Below are 23,802 nucleotides of genomic sequence, written 5' to 3'. Positions count from 1 at the left end.
CCGCCGCCGCGGTCAGCCTCTGTCGCGTTCGTAGCGGAGCATCACGACGCCGTTTCCGAACGTCCTGGTCTCGGCGAGGGTCAGCGCCGTCCGGTGGCCGAAGTCCGTGAACAGCGGCTTGCCCCGGCCCAGCAGGATCGGATCGACGTACACGCAGTACTCGTCGATCAGGTCGAGGGCGCGGAAGGAGGCGGCCAGGTCCGGGCCGCCGAGCGCCATGTCGCCGCCCGGCCGCTCCTTGAGCGCGCGGATCTCCTCGGCGACGACCTCGCGCCTGATCTCGGTGTTCCACCCGGCGCTCCGCAGCGTCCGCGAGTAGACGATCTTCGGCATGTCCCGCCAGATGCCGGCGAAGGCCCGCTCCGCCGGGGAGCAGTCCGGGTCGGCGTCGGCGGTCGGCCAGTACCCGGCCATGAGCTCCCAGGTGACGCGCCCGGAGATGAACGCGCTCATGCCGCGGAGCCGGTCGTTGAAGTGCTGGTGCAGCTCCTCGTCGACCGCGTGCCAGTCGATCTCGCGGCCGGGCCCCTCGATGAACCCGTCCAGGGACGTGGTGATGGACACAATGATCTTTCTCATCGCCTCCCCCTCTCCCGGGGAAAGCTAGCGGCCGCCACCGACACCGCGGCGTTCCGGCCGGTCAGATGAGGCCCTGGGCGAGCATCGCCTCGGCGACCCGCTCGAAGCCCGCGATGTTGGCGCCCACCACGTAGTTCCCGGGCGCGCCGTAGCGCTCGGCGGTCTCGTCGCAGGTGTTGTGGATCCGCGTCATGATCGCCGCGAGCTCCGCCTCGGCCTGCGGGAACGTCCACATCTCCCGCCCGGCGTTCTGGCGCATCTCCAGGGCGCTGACCGCGACGCCGCCGGCGTTGGCGGCCTTGCCGGGGCCGAACGCGACGCCCGCCTCCTGCAGCACGTGGACCGCCTCGGGCGTGGCGGGCATGTTGGCGCCCTCGGAGACGGCCTTCACGCCGTTGCGGACCAGCACCCGCGCGGCCTGGGCGTCCAGCTCGTTCTGCGTCGCGGACGGCAGCGCGATGTCGGCCGGCACGTCCCAGACGCTACCGCCCCGGACGAACCGGGCGGACGCGCCGCGCCGCTCGGCGTAGTCGGCGACCCGGCCCCGCTCGACCTCCTTGACCTGCTTGAGCAGCTCGAGGTCGATGCCCTTCTCGTCGACCGCGTAGCCGCCCGAGTCGGACACGGTGATCACGTTGGCGCCGAGCTGCTGCGCCTTCTCGATGCTGTAGATCGCGACGTTGCCGGACCCGGACACGGTGACGGTCTGGCCGTCCAGCTCCTCGCCGCGCTTGCGGAGCATCTCCGCGGTGAACAGCACGTTGCCGTAGCCGGTGGCCTCGGTCCGGCACGCCGAGCCGCCCCACGGCTGGCCCTTGCCGGTGAGGACGCCCGCCTCCCAGCGGTTGCTGATCCGCCGGTACTGCCCGAACATGAAGCCGATCTCCCGGCCGCCGACGCCGATGTCCCCGGCCGGGACGTCGGTGTCGGCGCCGATGTGGCGGTGCAGCTCGGTCATGAACGACTGGCAGAACCGCATCACTTCGGCGTCCGAGCGGCCGTGCGGGTCGAAGTCGCTGCCGCCCTTGCCGCCGCCGATGCCGAGCCCGGTCAGCGCGTTCTTGAAGATCTGCTCGAAGCCGAGGAACTTCACGATGCCGAGGTTCACCGACGGGTGGAAGCGCAGCCCGCCCTTGTACGGGCCGAGCGCGCTGTTGAACTCCACCCGGAAGCCGCGGTTGACGTGCACCGCGCCGGAGTCGTCGGTCCACGGAACCCGGAAGACGATCTGCCGCTCGGGCTCGACCAGCCGCTCCAGCACCCCGTGGCGGGCGAGCTCGGGACGGGCGGCGACCGCGGGGCCGAGCGACTCCAGCACCTCGTGGACGGCCTGGTGGAACTCCGGCTCCCCCGGGTCGCGTACCAGGACGCGCTCATAGGTCTTCTCCAGCACGGTCTGCGAGCCGGTCGCGCTGTGCGGCCGGGGGGAAGCGGGCATGCCGGGTCCTTCCTCAGACGGTGATCATGCCTTCCCACTGTAGGACGCGGCCCGCGCCGGCCCGGCGCACGGGCCGGTCAAGCCCCCGCATCGCCCTTGAGCACGGGCTTCACGTCCACCACGGGCGTGCCGTCCAGCGCCTCCGGCCCGCGGGCCCGCACCCGTCGCGCGGGCGCGTTCTAACCCATGGACGGCGGTTGCGGCAACGGGGGTGCGGCGGGTTAACGTCGAGCACGACAGATCGCGGGGGCCCGGCGAACCGGGCTGAGATAGCGGCTGGGACGGCCGCTGACCGCATGAACCTGACCGGGTAATGCCGGCGTAGGGAGAGATCGAGTCGTCATGACCGAATCCGTGGTTCCAGCTGCCCGCAAGACCTACCTCCAGGGCACCCGCCCGGGAGTGCGCGTTCCCATGCGGGAGGTGCCGCTGACCAACGGCGACGCCGTCGTCCTGTACGACACGTCCGGGCCGTGCACCGACCCCGAGCACGAGACCGACGTCCGCCGGGGCCTGCCCGCGCTGCGGGAGGCGTGGATCGCCGGGCGCGGCGACACCGAGCCGTACGAGGGGCGGGAGCCGCGTCCCGAGGACGACGGGCGCCGCTCCGCGCCCGCCGCCGACGGGCCGCTCCCCCGCCGGCCGCGCCGCGCGACCGGCGGCGCGGTGACTCAGCGCGCGTACGCGCGGCGCGGGGAGATCACCGCGGAGATGGAGTTCGCCGCGCTGCGCGAGGGCGTGGAGCCGGAGTTCGTCCGCGCCGAACTGGCGGCGGGCCGTGCGGTGCTGCCCGCCAACGTCAACCATCCGGAGAGCGAGCCGATGGTCATCGGCCGGAACTTCCTGGTGAAGGTGAACGCCAACATCGGCAACTCGGCGGTGGCGTCCTCGATCGAGGACGAGGTCGAGAAGATGACGTGGGCGACCCGGTGGGGCGCCGACACCGTCATGGACCTGTCGACCGGCCGGGACATCCACACCACGCGCGAGTGGATCCTGCGGAACTCGCCGGTGCCGGTCGGGACCGTCCCGCTGTACCAGGCGGTGGAGAAGGCCGGCGGCGACCCGGCCGAGCTGACCTGGGACGTCTTCCGCGACACCGTGATCGAGCAGGCCGAGCAGGGCGTCGACTACATGACCGTGCACGCGGGCGTGCTGCTGCGGTACGTCCCGCTGACCGCGCGGCGCAAGACCGGCATCGTCTCCCGCGGCGGGTCGATCATGGCGGCGTGGTGTCTGGCGCACCACGAGGAGAACTTCCTCTACACCCACTTCCGCGAGCTGTGCGAGATCTTCGCCGCGTACGACGTCACCTGGTCGCTCGGCGACGGGCTGCGGCCCGGCTGCATCGCCGACGCCAACGACGAGGCGCAGTTCGCCGAGCTGCGCACCCAGGGCGAGCTGACGAGGATCGCGGCCGGGTACGGCAACCAGGTGATGAACGAGGGCCCCGGCCATGTCCCCCTGCACAAGATCAAGGAGAACGTGGACCTGCAGCAGGAGTGGTGCGACGGCGCGCCGTTCTACACGCTCGGGCCGCTGACCACCGACATCGCGCCCGGCCACGACCACATCACCTCGGCGATCGGCGCCGCGATGATCGGCTGGCACGGCACCGCGATGCTCTGCTACGTCACGCCGAAGGAGCATCTCGGGCTGCCGGACCGCGACGACGTCAAGGCCGGCGTGATCGCCTACAAGATCGCCGCGCACGCCGCCGACCTGGCCAAGGGGCACCCGGGCGCGCAGGCGTGGGACGACGCGCTGTCGGACGCGCGGTTCGACTTCCGCTGGGAGGACCAGTTCAACCTGTCGCTCGACCCCGACACCGCGCGGGAGTTCCACGACGCGACGCTCCCGGCGGCGCCCGCGAAGACCGCGCACTTCTGCTCGATGTGCGGGCCGCATTTCTGCTCGATGAAGATCACCCGGGACGTCCGCAAGTACGCCGGCGAGCACGGGGTGGCCGAGGAGGAGGCGCTCGCCGCCGGGATGCGGGAAAAGGCCGGGGAGTTCCGGGCGGCGGGCGGCCGCGTGTACCTGCCGCTGGCCCCGGGCGGTTCCTGACCGGCCGCCGGGCCGGGGCACCGCTCACCGGTGCCCCGGACGGGACGGCCTCCTTCCCCCCGGCCCGGCCTGTGCCGGAGCCCGTCGCGGACCTCGTTCCCGCTGCGGGCTCCGGCCGCCCGGCGTCCCCGCCGCCGGCCTCCCGCCGCTCGGTTCCCGCCGCTCGGTTCCCGCCGCCGGAGTCCGCCCGCGGGTTCCCGGCCGCCTGCCCGGTTCCGCGCGGCGCGCTGCGACTAGACTTCAGGGAACGTTCCAACACCGCGGTCCGTCCCCCTGCACGCCGCGGCCGCGCACGCGTCAGGAAGGACCGGGGACCCACGTGACCAGCGACGACACGCCGCGCACCCGTGCGCCGCGCGCCGACGTCCGCCGCAACCGCGCACGGCTGCTCGCCGCCGCGCGCGAGCTGTTCCTGCGCGACGGCGCGGGCGCCTCGCTGGAAGGGGTCGCCCGCCGGGCGGGCGTGGGCGTCGGGACGCTCTACCGCCACTTCCCCACCCGGCAGGACCTCCTGGAGGCGCTGCTCGCCGACGCCTACGACGCGCTCGCCGAGCGGGGCCGCGAGCTGCTGGCGTCGCCGGAGCCCGGCCGGGCGCTCCTGACCTGGCTGGGCGGCTTCGTCGCCGCCGTGTCGCAGTTCCAGGGGACGGCCCCGGCGGTCATGGTGTCCCTGCGGCGCGAGCGCCCGGAGGCCTTCCGGTCGTGCCGCGCGATGCGGGACGCGGGCGAGGCGCTCTTCGCCCGCGCCCAGGAGGCGGGCGAGGCGCCCGCCGGGGCCGCGTTCGTGGACGTGCTGAAGCTCGCCGGCGGGATCGCGATGGCCGCCGAGCGCGAGCCCGGCGCCGGCGGCCGGCTGCTCTCCCTCGCCGCATCCGGCATCACCCCCGGCATCACGCTCCGCGAATCCGGCGAGCCCGGCGAGCTCGGTACGGCGCCCGGCGCGTCCGGCTGAGGCGTCAGGAACGGGCGGGGACGGGGAGGACGCGGCGCGGCCCCTTCGGCTCGCCGCCGTGCCTGCGCCACTCGCGCGGGTAGCCGACCGACACCTCGATGTGCGGGACGCCGTCCGTCCAGATGGTCCGGGGGATGTGCAGGTGGCCGTACACGACGGCGACGGCGCCGAACCGCGAGTGCCAGCCGGCGGTGCGCTCGGTCCCGCACCACTGGGCGAACTCGGGGTACCAGAGCACGCGGGTGGGCTCGCGGACGAGCGGCCAGTGGTTGACCAGCACGGTCCGGGCGCCGGGGGCGAGGGCCGCGAGCCGCTCCTCGGTGTAGGCGATCCGGGCGCCGCACCAGGCGTCCCGGGTGGGGTGCGGGTCGGGGTGCAGGTAGACCTCGTCGGTGCAGACGACGCCGGACTCGTGCGCGATCGCCAGCGCCTCCTCCTTGGTGGACGCGCCGTCCGGCCGGAACGTGTAGTCGTAGAGCAGGAACAGCGGGGCGACCGTGACCGGGCCGTCCTCGCCGTCCCAGACCGGATAGGGGTCCTCGGGCGTCAGGACGCCGAGCCCGCGGCACATGTCGACGAGCCGCCGGTAGCGGGCCTCGCCGCGCAGCGCCACCGGGTCGTCCTTGACCGTCCACAGCTCGTGGTTGCCGGGGACCCACAGCACGCGCTCCCAGCGTCCGGCGAGCACCCCCAGCGCCCACTCGACGTCGGCGAACCGCTCGGCGACGTCGCCCGCCACGATCAGCCAGTCGCCCGGCGCCTCCGGCTTCAGCGCCTCGACGAAGGCGCGGTTCTCGGGGAATCCGACGTGCAGGTCGCTGATCGCGTACACACCGCTCATCCCGTGATCGTAAGCGCAGCGGAGGCACGGCCACGCGCCCGGTGCGCGAGCGCGGGGCCGCGGGCCGCGCGGCGCGGCCGATCCCGGCGACCGCCTCGGCGGAGGCGAGCGCGCGCGGCCCGGTGACCTCGCAGACCTCGCCGGCGTGCCCGTCGCCGGAAATGGTGTTCGTCCACCATCGTTGAGAAGCTCGGCTCCATACGCGAGCGTCCACGGCGTTTACGCTGATCGCATGGACGCCCTGACCGACCTCCTCGACGGCCCGCGCGCGCACGGAGCGTTCATGATCCGGTCGACGCTGAACCCGCCGTGGGCGATGCGGATCCAGGACGAGGCGCCGCTGACGCTGGTGGCCGTGGTCCGCGACCGGGCGTGGGTGCTGCCGGACGAGGGCGCGCCGCTGCGCCTCGGCGCCGGCGACCTGGTCATCTGCCGCGGCCCCGCCCCGTACGTCGTCGCGGACGACCCGGCCACCGAGCCGCAGGTCGTCATCCACCCGGGCCAGCGCTGCACCACCCCGGACGGGACGAGCCTGTCGGAGGCGATGGACCTCGGCGTGCGCGCCTGGGGCACGGACCCGGACGGCAGGGCCGTCATGCTCGTCGGCACCTACGAGACGCGCGGCGCGGTCACCCAGCGGCTGCTGGCCGCGCTGCCGCCGCTCGCGGTGGTGCGCGGCGACGCCTGGCGGTCGCCGCTGGTCGGACTGCTCGACGAGGAGATCGTCAAGGACGAGCCGGGCCAGGAGGTCGTGCTCGACCGGCTGCTGGACCTGCTGCTGATCCAGACACTGCGCGCCTGGTTCTCCCGGCCGGAGGCCGAGCAGCCCGGCTGGTACCGGGCGCACGGCGACCCGGTCGTGGGGCCGGCGCTGCGGCTGCTGCACGACGACCTCGCGCATCCGTGGACGGTCGCGGACCTCGCAGCGAAGGTCGGCGTCTCCCGGGCCGCGCTCGCGCAGCGGTTCGGCAGGCTCGTCGGCGAGCCGCCGATGGCGTACCTGACCGGCGTCCGGCTGGCGCAGGCCGCCGACCTGCTGCGCGAGAGCGACGCGACCCTCGACGCCGTCGCCCGGCGGGTCGGCTACGGCACCGCGTTCGCGCTCAGCACCGCGTTCAAGCGGGAGCACGGGATGAGTCCGCAGGAGTACCGCTCGGGCGCGGCCACCGCCTGACGTGCCGCCGCCGCACGCGCCGCCGCCGCCCGACGCGCGGCGGCCCGCCGGGTCTCTCCGACGGGCCGCCTATCCTGCGCTCCGGCCGGGTCAGCCGTCGGCGTCGGGCGACGGCAGGTAGCGGCCGGGCACCTGCGCCGGGGCGAGGATCTTCTTCTCACCGGGGTACGGCTTGGTGAACCCGTGGGTCAGGTACCACGTGTAGTGGTCCATCTGGTCGGGGTTGGCGCGGTCCGGCTGCGGGTTCTGGTCGTTCTGGTTCTGCTGCCGGTTCCACGCGTCCCACAGGGCCGCGACGCCCTTCTCCCCCGCCGGCACCGCCGGGGTCGGCGACTGGGCCGGAACCTGCGCCGCCTTGGCCGTCGGGACGGGGTCCTCGCCGCAGGCCGGCGGGGTCTTGAGCCCGTAGGTCAGCCGGACGCGGTTCTGCACGGCCGTGAACGGCGTGTAGTCGGGCCGCCCCGTGAAGGCGGTGTACATCGGGGTGGCCGCACTGTCCTTCTGGTTCATCGGCCGGACGCCGAGGATCTGCTCGATGGTTCGGACCACCGTGATCTGCGAGTAGTAGTGGCTGTCGACCTTCCCGTGGTCGGCGTACGGGCTGATGACCTGCACCGGTCCGCGCGCCCCGTCGACGTGGTCGACGCCGTCCTGGGTGTCGTCCTCGATGACGAAGATCGCGCTGTCCTTCCAGTACTTGCTGTGCGAGATGTGGTCGACGATCCGGCCGACCGCGAGGTCGTTGTCGGCGACCTGCGCGATAGGGTTGGGCGCGCCGCCGGTGTGGTCGCTGGACAGCCAGAACATGTTGAGGGATGCCGGGCCCTCGGCGTCGAAGTGGCGCTTCCAGATCTCGTACCGGTAGATGTCGGGGATGTTGGTGTCGAACTTCGGGTAGTCGTGCGCCGTGACGTCGTTCAGCGACGGGATCGGCGAGGACGAGTCGGTCTTGATGGCCGTGTTCTGGCCGGTGTCCGCCATGGTCCTGGCGTCGCAGTAGAACTGCTGCCAGGTCGCGCCGGACGGCTTGGTCTCGAACTGCAGGAACTCGCCGTAGTTCTTGACGGTGCCCCCGGCGGCCTGGACGCCGCTCCACAGCGTGCCGGAGCGCTGGTGGCCGAGCGCGTCGTCCTCGGTGTCGTAGCTGCGGGTGTACTCGCCGGCGCCCGACTCGGTGTACTCCGGGTTGTCGGACTGCATCAGCCAGTTGTGGCCCTCGGCGGAGTTGGTGCCGACGTCGTAGGTGTTGTCGTAGAGCCCGAACTGGCGGGCCAGCGCGTGCTGGTTCGGCGTCGCGTTCTCGCCGAACTGGGCGAGCGCCGGGTCGCCGTTGCCGCGCTCGTCGTCGCCGAACACCTGGTCGTAGGAGCGGTTCTCCTTGACGAGCAGGAAGACGTGCTTGATGGTCGACGGGTCGCCGAGCCGCACCGGGACCGGCACGGGCCGCGCCCGCCCGCCGGTGCGCAGCCCGATGAGGGACGCGGCGTCCCAGCCGTTCTGCTGGAACACCCTGGCCGTGTACGCCCTGATGAGGCGGTCGGCCGGCAGCTTGAACCGCAGCAGCGTGCCGGTCGAGTCGTGGGTGTTGTGGCCGGTGGCGGGCGAGGTGCCGGCGCTCTTGTCGATGGTGCGGCCGGGGCCGCGCTCGCCGATGCCGCGCAGGCTGGTGACGACCACCTGCCCGCCGGCCGTCGTCACGTTCTCGGGGAAGTAGTCCGTCGGGAGCAGCCCGACGTAGCCGACCGGCTCCTTGGGGCTCTTGTAGCGGTAGACGGCGAGGGAGTTGGCGCGGCCGAGCGTCACCAGCAGGCGGCCGTCGGCGGTGAGGGTGATGCCGTCGGGCTCGTAGCCGACCTTGGCCCCCGGCCAGGGCTGGGTCGTGATGGTCTGGACGACGGCGTCCCTGGAGGTGTCGACGACGGAGACGGTGTCGCTGCCGGTGTTGGCGACGAACAGCACGCCGTTCGCGGCGTGCAGGGCGGTCGGGTGCAGGCCCACGTCGATGGACTCGACCGCCGCGCCCGCGTCGCCCACGTCGATCACGCTGACGGTTCCGGTGGTCGCGGCGCCCGTCTTCGGGTCGGCGGGGACCTGGGTGCCGTAGGAGTTGAGCGTCTGGTCGCCGGCCTTCGCCGGACGGCCGCCCTCGTTGCTGACGTAGAGCTTGCCGCCGACCAGGGCGAGGTCTCTTGGAGCGTTCCCAACGCTCCAGCTGCGGGTGATCGCGCCCGTGGACGGGTCCATGGCCACGACGCGGTTCTGGCCGTTGACGGCGGTGTACAGGGTGGCGCCGTCGGCGGAGAACACCGCCTGGGCCGGCAGCGGGTGCTTCGAGCCGTCGTTCGGGATCGTGATGAACGTCGGCGCGCCGACGGTGCCGTCGGCGTTCACCGGGAACCGGCTGAAGCCGTTGATCTGCGGCATCCAGAGGGTCTTGCCGTCCGGGGAGTAGGTCGGCCCCTCCTGCCCGACGTTGTTGTTGCCGATCTTCAGGTCCGCGTCCGCGGAGGTGCCGGCCTGCTGGAGGACCTTGTAGTCCTTCAGGTCGACGATCGTCAGGGCGATGGAGCGGTCCGTGGTGAGGGCCGCGAGGTGCCGCCCGTCCGGGCTGACCGTCGAGGACAGCAGCTTGCCGTTGTCGACGAGCAGCCGGTCGCCCAGCGGCTTGTTGAACTGGTCGCTGGCGAGCAGCGTGCCGAGACCGGTCGTGTCGCCGACCTTGTGGGTGCCGAACGCGTGCGTCGAGGCGTAGGCGACACCTCCGCTCGCCGCGATGGCCAGCGCGGCCGTACCGGCCGCGACGGTCCGGACCCGGCGGCCGCCGAGCCGGCGGAACACCCCGGAGCGGTTCTCCGCGGGGCTCCGGCGTTGACGTCTGACGTGCATGGACTAACCCTTCTGAACACTGGCGGGGCTGGCGAGCAGGTCGACGGTGCCGTCGAACTGCCACAGGGGGTTGGGCGCGTCCCCGCCCGAGGTGCGCACCTGGAAGTAGCCGTTCACCTCCTTCGGGCCGTCGCCGTCGGCGACGTACCGCCCGTCCGCGGTGACGTCGAGCTGGTAGATGGCGGTGCCCGCGGACGCCACGCCGGGCAGGTGCCAGGTCACGACGCACCGCCAGTCGTTGCCCGGGCCCTCGTCGGCGACGCGGCCGCCGCCCTTGTCGCAGGAGGCGGTGGCTTTCAGCTGCGCCTCGGTGACGGCGGGGCGGTGCAGCTCGCGGGTCTGCAGCCGGTAGAGGTGGGCGTAGGAGGTGGCGAGGGAGCGCTCGAGCTTCACCCGGTCGATCCCCGATCCCTCCGCCGGGGTGGTCCAGGCGACCACCCCGACCGTGAGGACGGCCAGGCCCGCCAGCGGCAGCACCCCGCTCACGGTGACGCGCCGCCCCGACCCGTCGTGGGCGAGGTCGGTGAAGTCGCGGCGCAGGAACAGCCGGTAGGCCAGCGCCGTGGCGGCGGCCGCCCAGACCAGGGCGACCGCGACGCCGATGAGCAGCGGGCCGGTCTGCGCCGGGGCGGTGAACAGGCCGCGCCAGGCCAGGAACGCCTCGCCCGGCAGGGCCATCCGCACCGCCACCGGCAGCGGGAGCATCTGCGCGAGCTGCAGGCCGATGGCGAGGAGGGCGGGCATCAGCAGCCCCATCGGCGAGCGGCCGAGGGCCACCGAGCCGAGCAGCCCGACCGCCGCGAACGCCAGCGTCGGCGCGAGCGCGCAGCACCAGGCGAGCAGCACCGTCGCCGCCGCGTCCCCGGAGGACAGCATGTGGCCGTCGAGGCCGGCGAGCGGGTGGCCGCCGGCGGCGGCCAGGCCGCCGGCGATGCCCGAGACGACGAGCCCGGCGGCCATCGCCAGGATCACGGTGAGGCTCGCGAGGGCCTTCGCCACGAAGATCCGGCGCGGCGAGCGGACCGCGACCAGCAGGTGCCGCCAGGTGCCGAGCCGGTCCTCGGCGGCGAAGACGTCACCCGCGACGAGCGAGGTCAGCAGCGGCAGCGCCCAGCTGCACGAGAAGCCCAGCACCACCAGCGACCCGGCCCAGCCGGACGCGTGCATCCAGCGGCCGAAGACCGTGTCGGCCGGAAGCGAGGACTGCAGGCTCACCGCGGCCGCGAACGCGCCTGGACCGATCCAACAGACGGCGAGCACCAGCCGGATCCGCCACTGGGACAGCAGCTTGACCAGCTCGAAGCGGTAGCCGCGCGGCAGCGGCGCCGGGCGGGCCTCGTCCGCGGCGGGCCCGGCGGCGGTGGCGGTGGCGGTCATCGGGACTCCTCCTCGGTCTCGCCGGCCTCGCCGGACTCGGTGCCGCTCCCGGTGCCGGTCAGCGCCAGGAACGCCGCCTCGAGCGGCGGGACCACCGGCGCCAGCCCGCGCACCCCGACCCCGGCCTCGACCAGCCGCACGACCAGGCCGTCGAGGGCCTCCACCGGCCCGCGGACGACGATCACGTCCTCGTCCGGGCCCTCACCCGGGCCGCGGACGACCCGCAGGGCGGGCGTCCCCGCCGCCACCTGCCGGGCCGCCGGCGGGTCGGCGGTCAGCAGCCGGTGGTCGAGGTCGCCGACCTCGGCGGCGAGCTTGCCCACCGGTCCCGAGAACACGACCCGCCCGGTCGACAGCAGGGTGACCTCCGGGCACAGCGCGGCGAGGTCGTCCATGCGGTGGCTGGACATGACGACCGCGGCGCCGTCCGACGCGAGCCGGGTGATGACCCGGTGGACGTGCCGCTTGCCCGCCGGGTCCAGCCCGTTGGCGGGCTCGTCGATGACGAGCAGCCGCGGCCGGGTGAGCAGCGCGGCGGCCAGCCCGAGCCGCTGCCGCATCCCGAGCGAGAAGCCGCGGACCCGGTCGTCGGCGACGTCGGTGAGCCCGACCTCCTCCAGCGCCTCGCCGACGCCCGCGGCGGAGGGCCGCCCGCGCAGCCTCGCCAGGGCGGTGAGGTTCTGCCGCGCGGTGAGGGACGGGTAGAGGCCGGGGCCGTCGACGAAGCCCGCGACGCCGTCGGGGACGGCGAGCGTCCGGCCGACCGGCGTCCCGAGGATCTCCAGGCGGCCGCGGTCCGCGACCGCCAGGCCGAGCAGGAGGCCGAGCAGGGTCGTCTTGCCCGCGCCGTTCGGGCCGACCAGGCCGTGCACCTGCCCGGCGTCGACCTCCAGATCGACGTCGTCGAGCGCGACCACCTCGCCGAACGTCTTCGTGATGCCGCGAGCGCGGACGATCCTGCTTCTGCCCATGTCGGTTCCCGTCTTTGACGCCGCCGCAGGAACTTAGAGATCGCGAGTGGCGCGGACGGGACGCGCAGCCGAACGGACGGCGAATGATCGCCCACCCCCAGGCGCCGCGCCGCGCATCAGGGACCGCGCAGGGCGCCGGTCAGGAGAGCCGTTCGCGGGCGCGCCGCCCGGCGGGGACGGGGACGGGGGCGGGGTTCACCGGACGCCGGTCGCGCCCGGAGCGGTCGCGTGCTCCTCCGGTGTGTAGAGGCGGATGTCGTCGACCCGCGCCGTGCCCTCGTAGAAGTTCATGTGCGGGTCACCGATCATGAACCGGTCGGGGTAGGCGGAGCCGGCGGGCCAGGTGTCGCGGTCGACCAGCGTGCCGCCGGGCCCTGTCCAGGTCCAGTCGGCGTTGTAGCGGCCGTCGTACTCCCCGGGTTCCCGGTTGTAGTGCCAGATGGGCTCGCCGTCCCGGACGAACTTACGGGTGTACCGGAACGTCGCCCGGCCCACGTGCGCGAAGACGCCCGACATCTCCATCGTGTAGGCGCCGTTCCGCCGCTCGATGGCGAAGGTGTAGGGGTTCTGCGGCAGCAGTTCCGGCCGCAGGTCGACCGTCGAGACGATCGCGCCGCCCTTGGCGAGGCCGCATTCGCTCTGCATCAGGTACTCGGTGCCGGGCATCGCCGGATACCTGCGGTCGTCGGTCATGAAAATGGCGTTGACGCCGTTTCCCGTACCGGCGGAGTAGGGCTCGTACCGCCCGGTCGCCGGGTCGCAGTACTTCAGTCCCGATCCCGTGTACTTGTACCTGTTGTAGCCGTCCATGGCCACCTTCCGGTGGCTGTGGACGAAGATGTTGTCGTGCGGCGCCACCCGCCGGTAATCCATGATCGACATGTAGTAGAAGCCGTTGGAGTCGGTGCGCGCGTCGGCCCATTCGCATTCGGGCCTGGAGAAGTCGCCGCCCGACGCCCACGGGAAGACGGTCTTGCAGCCGCCCGGTGCGTAGCCGTTGATCCGGCCGTCGGGGTAGTCCCAGGAGCCGTTCCGCTCGCCGCCGAAGTCCAGGCCGCGCAGCGTCATCTCGACGCGGTACTCGGAGGGCAGGTCCCGCGTCGAGCGGATGACGACGCCGCCGCGGTGGTCGGGCTCGTCGATGTCCGCGGCGCCCTGCTTCGACGTGAGGGTCGGCGGCCGGTCGGGGCGGCCGTCGCCGTCGCGGTCGCGGGCGGCCAACTCGGCGGTGAGCCAGCCGCGCTCGCCGAAGGAGAACGCCTTGCGGTACGTGCGGACCTTGGCGAGCTGTGTCCGGAACGCCGGGCCGCCGACCGTGGCGAAGTACGCGCCGTCGTTGTCGTACATGTCGACGTCGTACGGGCTGCCGGGTCCGTCGTCGTCGGGCCTCCACGGCACCCGCGCGTCGTCCAGCCGCCGGTCGAAGGTCTCCGCGGCGACGAGCCGCCACCCGGGCCGGCCGCCCGGCGGGCCGGTGCCCTCCCCGGCCGCCGCAGCGCCCGCGGCGCCCATCGGAACGGTCAGGACGAGCGGGACCGCGAGCGCCAGGCCCGCGCGAACGCGCCGCTTCACATCGCCGCCTCTCCCGCCGCGCCGCCCGGGCGCGGCGCTCGGCCGGTGTCAGGACGATCTTCGGTGACGGTAGGCCGGTGGCGCGCCCGCCGCCATGGCGAACATCGACAAAAGTGGTATTGACCAGTTGCCATGATGGCACGTAGCGTGTGCGACGACGGGATCGGCTCCATGGAAGGGTGAAGACGTGCGGGCTGGCGGTGAGGGCCGGAACGGGAACACGAAGCGGCAGGCGGTCCGCCGCGAGCTGCTCGCCATGCTCGACGGCCTGGAGCCCGGTGACGCGCTGCCGTCCGAACGCCGCCTGGTCGCGGACCTCCGCGTCTCCCGGCCCACGTTACGGCAGGCCGTGGACGGCCTCGTCGCCGAGGGGCTGCTCGAACGGCGGCACGGAAGCGGTACCTACGTGGCCGAACCGCGGATCGCGGTGCCGCTCACCATGACCTCGTTCACCGAGGACATGATCCGCCGGGGGATGAAGCCGGGCGGCCGCGTGCTGTCGTTCCGCACGGAGGCCGCGGGGGCGCGGATCGGCAGACGGCTGGCCCTGCCACCGGCCGAAGAGGTCTTTACCATTCGGCGGCTCCGGCTGGCGGACGGCGCCACGATGGCGATCGAGACGCTCTTCCTGCCCCGGGCGCTCATGCCCGGGCTGCGCCGGGACGTCCTCGAGGGCCGGTCGTTCTACGACCTGCTGCGCGGCGCCGGCATCGTGATCGCCTCGGGCACCGAGACGATCGAGCCGACCGTCGTCACCCCCGGGGAGGCCGCCGAGCTGGGCGTCCCGGTGCACACGCCGGCGTTCCTGTTCGAGCGGGTGACGCGGGACGAGGACGGCCGGCCGCTGGAGTACGTCCGGTCCCTCTACCGGGGCGACCGGTACCGCCTCGAGCTCGACCTGCGCCCCCCGTCCCACTGACCGCTCCCCCGGCCCGCGTCCGGCGCGTCCGGGGCACGACCGTCCGTTCGGCGCCGGCCGGGGGCCGCGGCGCACGTTCCACCCTGAGAAGTGAGGCGACTTCACCATGGGCGTCATCAAGGACATCCTCACGTTCCTGGCGAACAACGTGTTCGGCCAGGTGCCGATCCTGATCGGGCTCATCACGCTCGCCGGGCTGATCCTGCAGCGCAAGCGGGCGGAGGACGTCGTCGCGGGCGCGCTGCGCGCCACGATCGGCGTGGTGATCCTGTTCATCGGCGTCGACGTGTTCACCGGCGGGCTCGCCAGCTTCCAGACGGTGCTGGCGAGCGCGATGGGCACGACGCCGCCGAAGGCCGACCATTCGCTCACCGGCTTCCTGTCGGAGCAGGGCGGCACGATCGCGCTGGTGATCACGGTGGCGTTCCTCGTGCACGTGCTGCTCGTGCGGGTGTTCCCCGCCGCGCGGTACCTGTACCTGACGGGCCACCTGATGTTCTGGATCAGCACGGTCACCGTCGCGTCGCTGGTGACGATCGCGCCCAGCGCGAACCAGCTCACGCTGGTGCTGTGCGGGGCCGGCTTCGTCGCCGCGTACTGGACGCTGCAGCCGCTGTGGATACGGCCGCTGATGCGCCGCGTCATGCCGGACGACCGGTTCGGGTACGCGCACACCAGCTCGTTGGCCTGCCTCATCACCGGCTACGCGGCCCGGCCGCTCGGCAGCCGCGAGAAGCACGACACCGAGAAGCTGACGCTGCCGCGGCAGCTGTCGTTCTTCAAGGACGTCAACATCAGCACCGCGCTGATCATCTCGGTGATCATGCTGCTCGGGGTCGCGTTCGCCGACCACGGCGTGGTGGCCAAGGCCGCCGCCGAGATGGACGACAAGCTGTCCCCGTGGGTGTGGGGGCTGCTGGTGGGGCTGCGGTTCGCGGGTGGCATCGCGATCCTGCTGTACGGGGTCCGGATGTTCCTCGGCGAGATCGTCCCGGCGTTCAAGGGGTTCAGCGACCGGGTCATCCCCGGCACCCGGCCCGCGCTGGACGCGCCGACCGTCTTCCCCGTCGCGCCGACCGCGGTCATGCTCGGGTTCGTGACGTCCACGGTGGTGTTCCTGGCCTGCCTCGCGGTCTCCGCGGCGGCCGGCTGGTTCACCCTCGCCCCGCCCATGATCATGCTGTTCTTCGTCGGCGGCGCGGCCGGGCTGTTCGGCAACGTGGTGGCGGGCTGGCGCGGCGCCGTCCTCGGCGGCGTGGTGTCCGGCCTGATCCTGGCGGTCGGCCAGGGCTTCACCTGGGGGCTCTACGAGCGGACGGCGCCGGAGCTGTCCACGCTCGCCGACCCCGACTGGTACGCGATCGGCTGGCTGCTGAAGGCCGCGGACCCGGCCGTCGGCAAGGGGACGGTCTGGCTGGTGCCGGTCATCGCGCTCGCCGCGACCGTGGCGACCCTGGTCCTGCTCGGCCGAGCCGACAGGCGCCGGGCCGTCGCCGAGGGCGAGCCCGAGGCCGCCGGCACGGCCGCCGCCAAGGCGTGAACGACTCACGATGGGAGGAATCGGGATGGCACTGGACAGGCGGCTGGAGGTCCTCGCGGTGTGCGGGGTCGGGATGGGCTCCAGCCTGATGCTGAAGATGACCGCCGAGGACGCGCTGGGCGCGCTCGGCGTGGACGCCCGGGTGGAGAACACCGACGTGTCGTCCGCGCGGGGCATGTCCCCGGACGTGGTGATCGGGCAGGGCATGCACACCGGCGAGATCGCCGACCTCGCGCCCGTGGTCATCACGATCAGCGACTTCCTCGACAAGGACGGCCTCGCCGCGCAGCTGAGGGAGCGGCTGACCGAGCAGGGGTGGCTGCCGTGACCGTCATCGCCGCCGACGACGGCGTCGCGGCGCGGGACTGGCGGGAGGCCGTCCGGGCGGCCGCGTCCGCGCTGGTCGGCGCGGGCGCCGCGGGCGAGGGCTACCCGGACGCGTGCGAGCGGGTGGTGGAGGAGAACGGCCCGTACATCGTGCTGACGAAGGGCCTCGCGCTCGTCCACGCCCGTCCCGAGGACGGCGGGCTCGCCGTCGGCGTCGGTGTGACCCGGCTCGCCGCGCCGGTGGAGTTCGGGCATCCCGACAACGACCCGGTCGACCTGCTGCTGGCGTTCTGCACGCCCGACCCGGACGCGCACGTCGGGACGCTCGCCGCGCTGGCCCGGTCGCTGTCGGGCGGGCTCGCCGACCGGCTGCGCGGCGCGCCCGGCCGCGAGGAGCTCGCCGGCGCCCTCAAGGAGGCCGTGCCCGATGCGTGACGCCGCAGGGCAGCGGCTCCCCGGCCGGGTCCGGGCCCTGCTGGACGATCTCGACGCCGCGTCCGGCGAGGCGATCGGCGCGGCGGCGGCGCTGCTGCTCGACGCGGTCCAGGCGGGCGGGATCGTGCACGTCGCCGGGGCGGGGCATTCGCTGATCATGGTGTGCGAGACGTTCTACCGGGCCGGCGGGCTCGCCGCGGTCCGGCCGATCTGGGCGCCGGACGTGCTCCCGCTGGACGACGCCGTCCGCAGCACCCGCGCCGAGCGCCGCACCGGCGTGGGGCGCGCCGTGGTCAAGGAGGCCGCGCCCGCCCCGCCGGACGTCGCGGTGGTGTTCTCCACCAGCGGCCGCAACCCGTACCCGGTGGAGATCGCCGCGGAGTGTGCGGCCCGGGGCGTCCCGGTGGTCGCGGTGACCTCGGCCCGCGCCGCGAGCGGCGCCGCCGCCCGGGCCGCGACGGCGCTCGCCGACCACGCCGCGACCGTGGTGGACACCCGGGTGCCGCCCGGTGACGTCCTGCATCCGCCGGACGCGCCGCGGACCGCCGCGGTCTCCACGATCCTCGCGGCCTACGCCTGGTCGCGAATCCTCGCCGACCTGGACGACCTCGCCGCCGCGCGCGGCGTGGAGCCGCCCCGGTGGACGAGCGCGAACGTGCCGGGCGGCGACGAGCGCAACACCGCGCTCATCGAGCGCTACCGGCACCGCGTCCCCGAGCTGACCGGCGGCGAGTGACCGGTCCCGCGCGCCAGGACCGCGGGCCGGCACGGCGCTAGCCGGCGGGGAGGCCGGCGCGGTCCGGGACGGTGCGGGGCAGCTCCCGCAGCCAGGACGCCAGGTCGTCCGGCCACCAGCGGCCGGGCGACAGCCGGCCGAGCTCCGCGGCGACCCGCGACGGCGAGGACGGCGCCGGGACGACGCGGGCGGGCGCGGCGCCGGCCAGCACGCCGAGCCACCAGTGCCGCACGGTCTCGGGCAGCTCCTCGGGGTCGAGGACGACGTAGTAGTCGGGGAGCTGGACGCGGTCCGTCCGCAGCGCGGCGAGGGCCTCCTCGACGGCGACCTCCAGCGGGCCGGGCGCCGACGCGCCGTCGAAGAACGCGGTCCAGGCGTCGCGGACGGCGGCGAGCGGGTCGTCGTCGTGCACCACGTAGGTGCCGGCGGCGCGGCCCACCAGCGCGGCGAACTCGGCGTGCGGGGCGTCGCCGCGGACGAGGGCGCGGACGTTGTGCAGCCCGTCCAGCCCGGCGACCACGTCCCCGGCCCGCTCCCCCGCCACGACGACCACGGTGCTGCTCGATCGGCGCATGCCCGGAGTCTATGATGCGGGCGTATCGGACCAGTTCATTACACCCCCGGCCCGACTCCGCCGGGGATCAGAGGAGCACGATGACCACCAGGCCGACCGAGGACGATCTTCTCTCCGTGTTCACGAAGGCGGACCTCGGGAAGGACGAGCGGCTCGACCTGATGGAGTTCACGCTCGTCCTGGAGCACCTCGGGCTGTCGTGGACGCGCGCGGAGACGCAGGACCGGTTCGAGAAGGCCGACGCCAACCTCGACGGGTTCATCTCCTACGCCGAGTACCGGGCGATCTTGGAGGAGCAGGGCTGGGCCTGACCCCGGACGCGCAGCGCGGCGGGCCCGCCGCGCTGCGTTCCGCGCCGGTCAGACCCGGCGGCCGCGCAGCTCGCGGTACCTGCGGACGAGCGCGGCCGTGGACGCGTCCGGCGCGTCCGACGGCGGCTCCTCGGAGGTGAGCGCGGGCGCGAGGTCCTGCGCCATCACCTTGCCGAGCTCCACGCCCCACTGGTCGAAGGAGTCGATGCCCCAGATCGTCCCCTCGACGAACACGATGTGCTCGTAGAGGGCGACCAGCTCGCCGAGCGTCTTCGGGGTCAGCTTCGGGACCAGGATCGTGCTGGTCGGCCGGTTGCCCGGCATCACCTTGTGCGGCACGACCGCGGCGGGCGTCCCCTCGGCGGCGATCTCGTCGGCGGTCTTGCCGAACGCCAGCGCGGACGTCTGCGCGAGCAGGTTCGCGGTGAGCAGGTCGTGCATGCCGGCCCGGTCCTCGAACGGCTCGGCGAACCCGATGAAGTCGGCCGGGACGAGCCGGGTGCCCTGGTGCAGCAGCTGGTAGAAGGCGTGCTGGCCGTTGGTGCCGGGCTCGCCCCAGAAGATCTCGCCGGTCTGCGCGACGACCGGGGCGCCGTCGGCCCGCACCGACTTGCCGTTGGACTCCATCGTCAGCTGCTGTAGATAGGCGGGGAAGCGCGACAGCCGCTGGCTGTAGGGCAGCACCGCGCGGGTCTGCGCGCCGAAGAAGTCGGTGTACCAGACGCCGAGCAGGCCCATCAGCACCGGCATGTTCGCCTCGAACGGGGCGGTGCGCAGGTGCTCGTCGATCTCCCGGAAGCCGGCCAGCATCTCGCGGAACGCCTCGCCGCCGATCGCGATCATCAGCGACAGGCCGATCGCGCCGTCGAAGGAGTACCGGCCGCCGACCCAGTCCCAGAACCCGAACATGTTGTCGGTGTCGATGCCGAAGTCCGCGACGCGCCCGGCGTTGGTCGACACCGCGACGAAGTGCCGCGACACGGCTTTGTCGTCACCGAGGCCCTCGACCAGCCACTGCCGCGCGACCTTGGCGTTGGTGAGGGTCTCCAGGGTGCCGAACGTCTTGGAGCTGATGACGAACAGCGTCTGCTCGGGGTCGAGCCCGGCGAGCTTGCTGGCGATGTCGGCCGGGTCGATGTTGGAGACGAACCGGCAGGAGATCCCGGCGTCCACGTAGTCGTGCAGCGCCTCGTAGGCCATCGCGGGGCCGAGGTCGGACCCGCCGATGCCGATGTTGACGACGGTGGTGATCCGCTTACCGGTGAACCCCGTCCACTCTCCCGAGCGGACGCGCTCGGCGAACCGCGACATCTTGTCCAGGACGGCGTGCACGTCGGCGGCGACGTCCTGGCCGTCCACCGTCAGCGCCTCCCCCGGCGGCAGCCGCAGCGCGGTGTGCAGGACGGCGCGGTCCTCGCTGACGTTGATGTGCTCCCCGGAGAACATCGCCGCGATCCGCTCGCGCAGCCCCGCCCGCTCCGCCAGCGCCACCAGCAGCCGCAGCGTCTCGCCGGTCGCCCGGTGCTTGGAGTAGTCCAGGCAGAGGTCCCCGGCGGTCACGGTCATGCGCTCGACGCGCCCCGGGTCCTCGGCGAACAGCTCGCGCAGGTTCCGGCCCGCCAGCACCGCCTGGTGCTCGGCCAGCGCCGTCCACTCGGGCGACTCGGTGATATCAGCCATTGCCTCTCTCATCTCCTCGGCGGGGCCGGGCTCGCGCCGACGGCCCCCGGGCGCTCCGCCGTCCACCACGGCGATCATAGGTCGGCGGCGCGCGGCGCTCGCACCGCTCTCCCGAACCGCGGAGTGTTCCCACCCGGATGACCGATACGTCCGGCCGCGCGGATAAGGTCGGCGCCGTACGCGGCCGGACGGACTCCGGATGGTCATGGGGAGGGTTCATGGGCGACGACCCGCGGGACATGGCGCGGCTGTTCGAGCTGACGGCGCTCGGCGGCGACGTCTTCGTGGCGGACTCCCCGTCGGTCGGACGGCCCCGGCTGTTCGGCGGCCAGGTCGCCGGGCAGGCGCTGCGCGCCGCGTGCCGCACCGCGGACGGGCGGCCGCCGCACTCGCTGCACGCCTACTTCATCCGGCCGGGCGCCCCGGAGGAGCCGCTGCGGTTCGAGGTGGCGCGCACCCGCGACGGGCGCTCGTTCTCCACCCGGCACGTCACCGCGAGCCAGGGCGGCAAGCCGATCCTGGAGCTGATCGCCTCGTTCCACGACCCGGAGGACGGCTTCGACTGGCAGCCGCCCGGCCCGTCCGGGACGCCGGCGCCGGAGGATCTGCCGGAGCACTGGACGCCGCCCGGGTTCTCCAGGCACCCGGACGGCTTCGAGGTCCGCGTGGTGGACCCGCCGGGCGAGGGCGGGTCCCCCTCGCCGCACCCGTTCTGGATCCGGGCGGACCGGCCGGTCGGCGACGACCCCGCGCTGCACGCGTGCCTGCTGGCCTACCTGTCCGACATGGGGGTGGTGAGCAGCGCCCGCGCGCCCGGCTCCCCGCGGCGCCTCGCCACCGCCGTCACCCTGGACCACGCGATGTGGTTCCACCGGCCGCCGCGCGCGGACCGGTGGCTGCTCTACTCGGTGGAGCCGGCGACGAACCACGGCGCGCGGGGCCTCGCGCGCGGAACGCTCCACACGGCCGACGGCACGCTCGTCGCGTCCATCGCCCAGGAGGCCCTGCTGCGCCCCGCCGCCGGCTGAGGGCCGCGAAAACCGCTGGGACGCGGAGGCGACGGCCGGTACCGTCACCGCCCATGGGTGCCCGTGCCAACTTCGTACTGATCGACGCCGGCGGCATGCGCCTGCACTACTCCCACTGGGGAGCCGACCGGGTGTGCTCGGTGCTGGCCGCGGGTCCGGCCGCGGCCGTCCGGTTCATCTCCGAGCAGCACCGCTGCGACGACCCGGAGCGCGACTGGCTGAACGACGCCTGGGCCGAGGGCGGCGCCGTCGTCGACCGCACGGCGCGGCGGCTGCTGTTCTACGGCGACCAGCTGATGCTGGACCTGCCGTGCAAGCGGGCCTTCCTGGCGCTGCTGGAGCCGATGTGGCCGGGCTGGACGGTCCGCTGGGCCTACGACGGCATCGGCGACCTCGCCGCCGCGGCCGGGCTCGACCGGTCGGCCGTCCGCTCCCCCGACGAGGAGGAGCGGCACCTGCCGGAGGAGGCCGTCACCGGCGACTACGAGACCTACCTCTTCGGGGTGGTCCACCTCCTCACGGTCCGGACGCCGGAGGGGTGCACGGCGTACCCGCTCGGGCAGTTCGTCCATACCGCCTGGCAGGGGCCGGCCCTGCTGGACCGGCTGCCCGCCGGCGGGCTCCGCCGGGTGGACCTGGGGGAGTTCCCGTCCGGCGGCCTGCACGTGGACGCCGGCGCGCGCACGGCGGGCGTCTGGATCCACGGGTCCTGCAGGGGCCTGGTGCCCGCGCTCGGCGAACTGTGGCCGGGATGGCGCGTGGAGTTCTGGGAGGACCGCTACGAGGAGCAGTTCGCCCGCTGCGGCGGGGCGGTCACCGCTCCCGACGCCGGCCTCGCCGCCGCCCTGGACCAGGTCGTCGCCACGCTCGGCGCGCGGCGCGGCGAGGACCCGGCGCGGCGGATGCTCGACCTCGTCGACGAGGTGGCCGGGGGGCGGCGGGTGGAGCTGAACCCGCTCTTCACCGCGCACCGCCCGGTGGACGCCTCGCCGGGCGAGTGGGAGTCCGTGCTCCGCGCCGCCGCCGGCCTGCGCGCCCGCTTCGCGGCGGGGGCGTAGCAGGCCGGCGGGGAACCGGTCAGGCCTCGGCGGCCACCAGCGCGGGGGCCTGGGCTGGTGCGAGCGCGGCGGCCGCGGTGGCCGGGCGGGTGCGGCGGACGCGCGCGAAGCCGTAGGCGGCGGCGAGCGCGACCGCCAGGCAGGCGGTCCCGGCCAGCATCAGCGCGGCGCGGGGGCCGAGGGTGTCGCAGAGCGCGCCGAGCGCCGGGCCGCCGACCGCGCCGGACGCGGCGCCGACCATGCCCTGCGCGGCGATGACGCGGCCGCGCAGGTGGCCGGGGCTGTCCATCTGGACGCGGGTCGCGACGGTGGTGTCCAGCACGACGGCGCCGGCCGCGATCGGCAGCATCGCGGCGCCGAACAGCGCCAGGCTCGGCGCGAAGCCGCTGAGCAGCTGGCCCGCCGAGCAGACGGTCGCCGTGATCAGCAGCAGCCGGAGCGGGAGCCGGACGCGGGACGCGGCGTACACGCCGCCGAGGACGGTCCCGACGGCGAAGAGCACCGACAGGGCGCCGTAGCCGCCGGCGCCGCCGTGCAGCGGCCCCTCGCTCATCGCCGCCATCGTCACCTGGTAGTTGCGGCCGAGGCTGCCGAGCGCGAAGGCCAGCCCGAACATGATCAGCAGCCGGGGGCTGCCGAGGACGTACCGGAACCCCGCGACGATGCCGCGCTCGCCCGGCTTCGCGGGCGGCAGCACGTGCAGTTCCCGGGTGCGCATCAGCGCGATGGCGAGCAGCACGCCGAGGAAGCTCACCGCGTTCGCGGCGAACGCGCCGGGCACGCCCGCCAGCGGGATGATCACGCCCGCGAGGCTCATGCCGAGGATCCGGCCGCCGGAGCTCAGCACCGAGCCGAGCGCCAGCCCGTTGGACAGGTCCTCCGGGCCGACGACCTCGGCGCCGAAGCGGCCGAGCGCGGGCGAGGTCGTCGCGGTGACCATGCCGGACGCCAGCGAGATCGCGTACAGGCCGCCGGTGCCGGTCGGGTCGCCGGCGGCGATCACCGCGAGCACCGCGGACAGCGCCGCCTGGGCGATCTGTCCCGCCGCCACGACGTGGCGGGCGGGGAGCCGGTCGGCGATCACGCCGCCCCACGGGCCGAGCAGCATGGTGGGCAGGGCCTGCAGGACCAGGCCCAGCCCGACGCTGGTGGCCGAGTGGGTGATGGACAGGATGAGCCAGTTCATCGCCAGGACCTGCATCCACGTCCCGGTGACCGAGACGAAGTCCGCGGTGGCCCACAGCCGGTAGTTGTGATGGCGCATCGAGCGCAGCATCACCGGGATCGCCAAGACCCTCTCCCCTTCGAAGGCAGTGTCAAAGGGGGTTAAACGCCAT

General features: G+C 73.9%; 21 protein-coding genes and 1 riboswitch. Of the genes, 11 read left to right on the top strand and 10 right to left on the bottom strand.

Annotated features, from left to right (window positions below; translation table 11 throughout):
• Positions 1–12: 12 nt before the first annotated feature.
• Together F8568_RS35945 and gdhA are read right to left on the bottom strand one after the other, a co-directional pair.
• Positions 13–579 carry a dihydrofolate reductase family protein gene (locus tag F8568_RS35945; protein ID WP_151598099.1) on the bottom strand — a complete coding sequence of 189 codons (567 nt, stop codon included), beginning with the start codon at positions 577–579 and terminating at the stop codon, positions 13–15.
• A 61-nt stretch (positions 580–640) separates the two neighbouring features.
• A complete protein-coding gene (gene gdhA / locus F8568_RS35940) occupies positions 641–2,017 on the bottom strand; it encodes an NADP-specific glutamate dehydrogenase (protein ID WP_151598098.1) in 1,377 nt (458 codons plus the stop codon).
• A gap of 233 nt (positions 2,018–2,250) precedes the next feature.
• Positions 2,251–2,364: riboswitch (TPP riboswitch) on the top strand.
• Here gdhA and thiC point away from each other — a divergent pair.
• Positions 2,360–4,084, top strand: a complete 1,725-nt coding sequence (gene thiC / locus F8568_RS35935; protein WP_151598097.1) for a phosphomethylpyrimidine synthase ThiC — start codon at positions 2,360–2,362, stop codon at positions 4,082–4,084. It overlaps the preceding riboswitch by 5 nt.
• Before the next feature lie 319 nt (positions 4,085–4,403).
• Positions 4,404–5,036 (top strand): TetR/AcrR family transcriptional regulator, encoded by a 633-nt coding sequence (locus tag F8568_RS35930; protein ID WP_151598096.1) that lies wholly within the window; start codon positions 4,404–4,406, stop codon positions 5,034–5,036.
• Positions 5,037–5,040: 4 nt separating this feature from the next.
• On the opposite strand, the gene F8568_RS35925 is transcribed toward F8568_RS35930, so the two are convergent.
• Positions 5,041–5,877, bottom strand: coding sequence for a metallophosphoesterase family protein (locus F8568_RS35925; protein ID WP_151598095.1), 837 nt, complete (start codon positions 5,875–5,877; stop codon positions 5,041–5,043).
• A gap of 232 nt (positions 5,878–6,109) precedes the next feature.
• Here F8568_RS35925 and F8568_RS35920 point away from each other — a divergent pair, with 232 nt between their 5' ends.
• Positions 6,110–7,051 carry an AraC family transcriptional regulator gene (locus F8568_RS35920; protein WP_151598094.1) on the top strand — a complete coding sequence of 314 codons (942 nt, stop codon included), beginning with the start codon at positions 6,110–6,112 and terminating at the stop codon, positions 7,049–7,051.
• Between the two features lie 90 nt (positions 7,052–7,141).
• Here F8568_RS35920 and F8568_RS35915 read toward each other — a convergent pair whose 3' ends face one another.
• The 4 genes from F8568_RS35915 to F8568_RS35900 all read right to left on the bottom strand — a co-directional run bounded on the left by F8568_RS35915 (position 7,142) and on the right by F8568_RS35900 (position 13,857).
• Positions 7,142–9,937, bottom strand: a complete 2,796-nt coding sequence (locus F8568_RS35915) for an alkaline phosphatase family protein (RefSeq protein WP_151598093.1) — start codon at positions 9,935–9,937, stop codon at positions 7,142–7,144.
• Between the two features lie 3 nt (positions 9,938–9,940).
• Positions 9,941–11,314 (bottom strand): ABC transporter permease, encoded by a 1,374-nt coding sequence (locus F8568_RS35910; RefSeq protein ID WP_151598092.1) that lies wholly within the window; start codon positions 11,312–11,314, stop codon positions 9,941–9,943.
• Entirely contained in the window at positions 11,311–12,285 is a 975-nt protein-coding gene (locus F8568_RS35905; RefSeq protein WP_151598091.1) for an ABC transporter ATP-binding protein, read from the bottom strand. The genes F8568_RS35910 and F8568_RS35905 overlap by 4 nt, the downstream gene beginning before the upstream one ends.
• Positions 12,286–12,480: 195 nt before the next feature.
• Complete coding sequence (locus F8568_RS35900) at positions 12,481–13,857, bottom strand: hypothetical protein (protein WP_160573891.1); 1,377 nt, start codon at positions 13,855–13,857, stop codon at positions 12,481–12,483.
• Between the two features lie 187 nt (positions 13,858–14,044).
• Here F8568_RS35900 and F8568_RS50745 point away from each other — a divergent pair, with 187 nt between their 5' ends.
• From F8568_RS50745 to F8568_RS35875, 5 genes are all read left to right on the top strand, one after another.
• Complete coding sequence (locus tag F8568_RS50745; RefSeq protein ID WP_202125732.1) at positions 14,045–14,776, top strand: GntR family transcriptional regulator; 732 nt, start codon at positions 14,045–14,047, stop codon at positions 14,774–14,776.
• 106 nt (positions 14,777–14,882) lie between these two features.
• Positions 14,883–16,316, top strand: a complete 1,434-nt coding sequence (locus tag F8568_RS35890) for a PTS ascorbate transporter subunit IIC (protein WP_151598088.1) — start codon at positions 14,883–14,885, stop codon at positions 16,314–16,316.
• 25 nt (positions 16,317–16,341) lie between these two features.
• The gene (locus F8568_RS35885; protein ID WP_202125731.1) at positions 16,342–16,644 is read left to right on the top strand and encodes a PTS sugar transporter subunit IIB; all 303 of its coding nucleotides are present in this window, start codon (positions 16,342–16,344) and stop codon (positions 16,642–16,644) included.
• Positions 16,641–17,078 (top strand): PTS sugar transporter subunit IIA, encoded by a 438-nt coding sequence (locus F8568_RS35880; protein WP_160573890.1) that lies wholly within the window; start codon positions 16,641–16,643, stop codon positions 17,076–17,078. Before F8568_RS35885 ends, F8568_RS35880 begins: the two co-directional genes overlap by 4 nt.
• Positions 17,071–17,814: a sugar isomerase domain-containing protein gene (locus tag F8568_RS35875; protein WP_151598086.1), complete on the top strand. Its 744-nt coding sequence runs from the start codon at positions 17,071–17,073 to the stop codon at positions 17,812–17,814. Before F8568_RS35880 ends, F8568_RS35875 begins: the two co-directional genes overlap by 8 nt.
• Before the next feature lie 37 nt (positions 17,815–17,851).
• Here the strand turns inward: F8568_RS35875 and F8568_RS35870 are convergent, their stop codons facing one another.
• Complete coding sequence (locus tag F8568_RS35870; RefSeq protein WP_151598085.1) at positions 17,852–18,388, bottom strand: hypothetical protein; 537 nt, start codon at positions 18,386–18,388, stop codon at positions 17,852–17,854.
• An 80-nt stretch (positions 18,389–18,468) separates the two neighbouring features.
• On the opposite strand from F8568_RS35870, the gene F8568_RS35865 reads away from it, so the two are divergent.
• Complete coding sequence (locus F8568_RS35865) at positions 18,469–18,699, top strand: EF-hand domain-containing protein (protein ID WP_151598084.1); 231 nt, start codon at positions 18,469–18,471, stop codon at positions 18,697–18,699.
• Between the two features lie 48 nt (positions 18,700–18,747).
• Here F8568_RS35865 and pgi read toward each other — a convergent pair whose 3' ends face one another.
• On the bottom strand, positions 18,748–20,379 hold the full coding sequence (gene pgi, locus F8568_RS35860; RefSeq protein WP_202125730.1) for a glucose-6-phosphate isomerase: 1,632 nt from the start codon (positions 20,377–20,379) through the stop codon (positions 18,748–18,750).
• 218 nt (positions 20,380–20,597) lie between these two features.
• Between pgi and F8568_RS35855 the strand changes: the two genes are divergently transcribed.
• Positions 20,598–21,407, top strand: a complete 810-nt coding sequence (locus F8568_RS35855; RefSeq protein ID WP_160573889.1) for an acyl-CoA thioesterase — start codon at positions 20,598–20,600, stop codon at positions 21,405–21,407.
• A 53-nt stretch (positions 21,408–21,460) separates the two neighbouring features.
• Positions 21,461–22,465, top strand: a complete 1,005-nt coding sequence (locus F8568_RS35850) for a hypothetical protein (protein ID WP_151598081.1) — start codon at positions 21,461–21,463, stop codon at positions 22,463–22,465.
• A gap of 19 nt (positions 22,466–22,484) precedes the next feature.
• Here F8568_RS35850 and F8568_RS35845 read toward each other — a convergent pair whose 3' ends face one another.
• Positions 22,485–23,756 carry an MFS transporter gene (locus F8568_RS35845; protein ID WP_151598080.1) on the bottom strand — a complete coding sequence of 424 codons (1,272 nt, stop codon included), beginning with the start codon at positions 23,754–23,756 and terminating at the stop codon, positions 22,485–22,487.
• Between the last annotated feature and the right edge of the window lie 46 nt (positions 23,757–23,802).

It is taken from the genome of Actinomadura physcomitrii, assembly GCF_008923205.2.
In the GTDB taxonomy this organism is placed as follows: Bacteria; Actinomycetota; Actinomycetes; order Streptosporangiales; family Streptosporangiaceae; genus Spirillospora; species Spirillospora physcomitrii.
Note: the sequence above shows the minus strand (reverse complement) of the source record. Positions and strands in the feature narration are given on the sequence as shown.

Coding starts and splice junctions, on each gene's coding strand:
- F8568_RS35850 (WP_151598081.1), top strand. CDS start 21,461: ATGGGTGCCCGTGCCAACTTCGTACTGATCGACGCCGGCGGCATGCGC.
- F8568_RS35925 (WP_151598095.1), bottom strand. CDS start 5,877: ATGAGCGGTGTGTACGCGATCAGCGACCTGCACGTCGGATTCCCCGAG.
- F8568_RS35890 (WP_151598088.1), top strand. CDS start 14,883: ATGGGCGTCATCAAGGACATCCTCACGTTCCTGGCGAACAACGTGTTC.
- F8568_RS35945 (WP_151598099.1), bottom strand. CDS start 579: ATGAGAAAGATCATTGTGTCCATCACCACGTCCCTGGACGGGTTCATC.
- F8568_RS35920 (WP_151598094.1), top strand. CDS start 6,110: ATGGACGCCCTGACCGACCTCCTCGACGGCCCGCGCGCGCACGGAGCG.
- F8568_RS35910 (WP_151598092.1), bottom strand. CDS start 11,314: ATGACCGCCACCGCCACCGCCGCCGGGCCCGCCGCGGACGAGGCCCGC.
- F8568_RS35885 (WP_202125731.1), top strand. CDS start 16,342: ATGGCACTGGACAGGCGGCTGGAGGTCCTCGCGGTGTGCGGGGTCGGG.
- gdhA (WP_151598098.1), bottom strand. CDS start 2,017: ATGCCCGCTTCCCCCCGGCCGCACAGCGCGACCGGCTCGCAGACCGTG.
- F8568_RS35855 (WP_160573889.1), top strand. CDS start 20,598: ATGGGCGACGACCCGCGGGACATGGCGCGGCTGTTCGAGCTGACGGCG.
- F8568_RS35875 (WP_151598086.1), top strand. CDS start 17,071: ATGCGTGACGCCGCAGGGCAGCGGCTCCCCGGCCGGGTCCGGGCCCTG.
- pgi (WP_202125730.1), bottom strand. CDS start 20,379: ATGGCTGATATCACCGAGTCGCCCGAGTGGACGGCGCTGGCCGAGCAC.
- F8568_RS35870 (WP_151598085.1), bottom strand. CDS start 18,388: ATGCGCCGATCGAGCAGCACCGTGGTCGTCGTGGCGGGGGAGCGGGCC.
- thiC (WP_151598097.1), top strand. CDS start 2,360: ATGACCGAATCCGTGGTTCCAGCTGCCCGCAAGACCTACCTCCAGGGC.
- F8568_RS35905 (WP_151598091.1), bottom strand. CDS start 12,285: ATGGGCAGAAGCAGGATCGTCCGCGCTCGCGGCATCACGAAGACGTTC.
- F8568_RS35915 (WP_151598093.1), bottom strand. CDS start 9,937: ATGCACGTCAGACGTCAACGCCGGAGCCCCGCGGAGAACCGCTCCGGG.
- F8568_RS35865 (WP_151598084.1), top strand. CDS start 18,469: ATGACCACCAGGCCGACCGAGGACGATCTTCTCTCCGTGTTCACGAAG.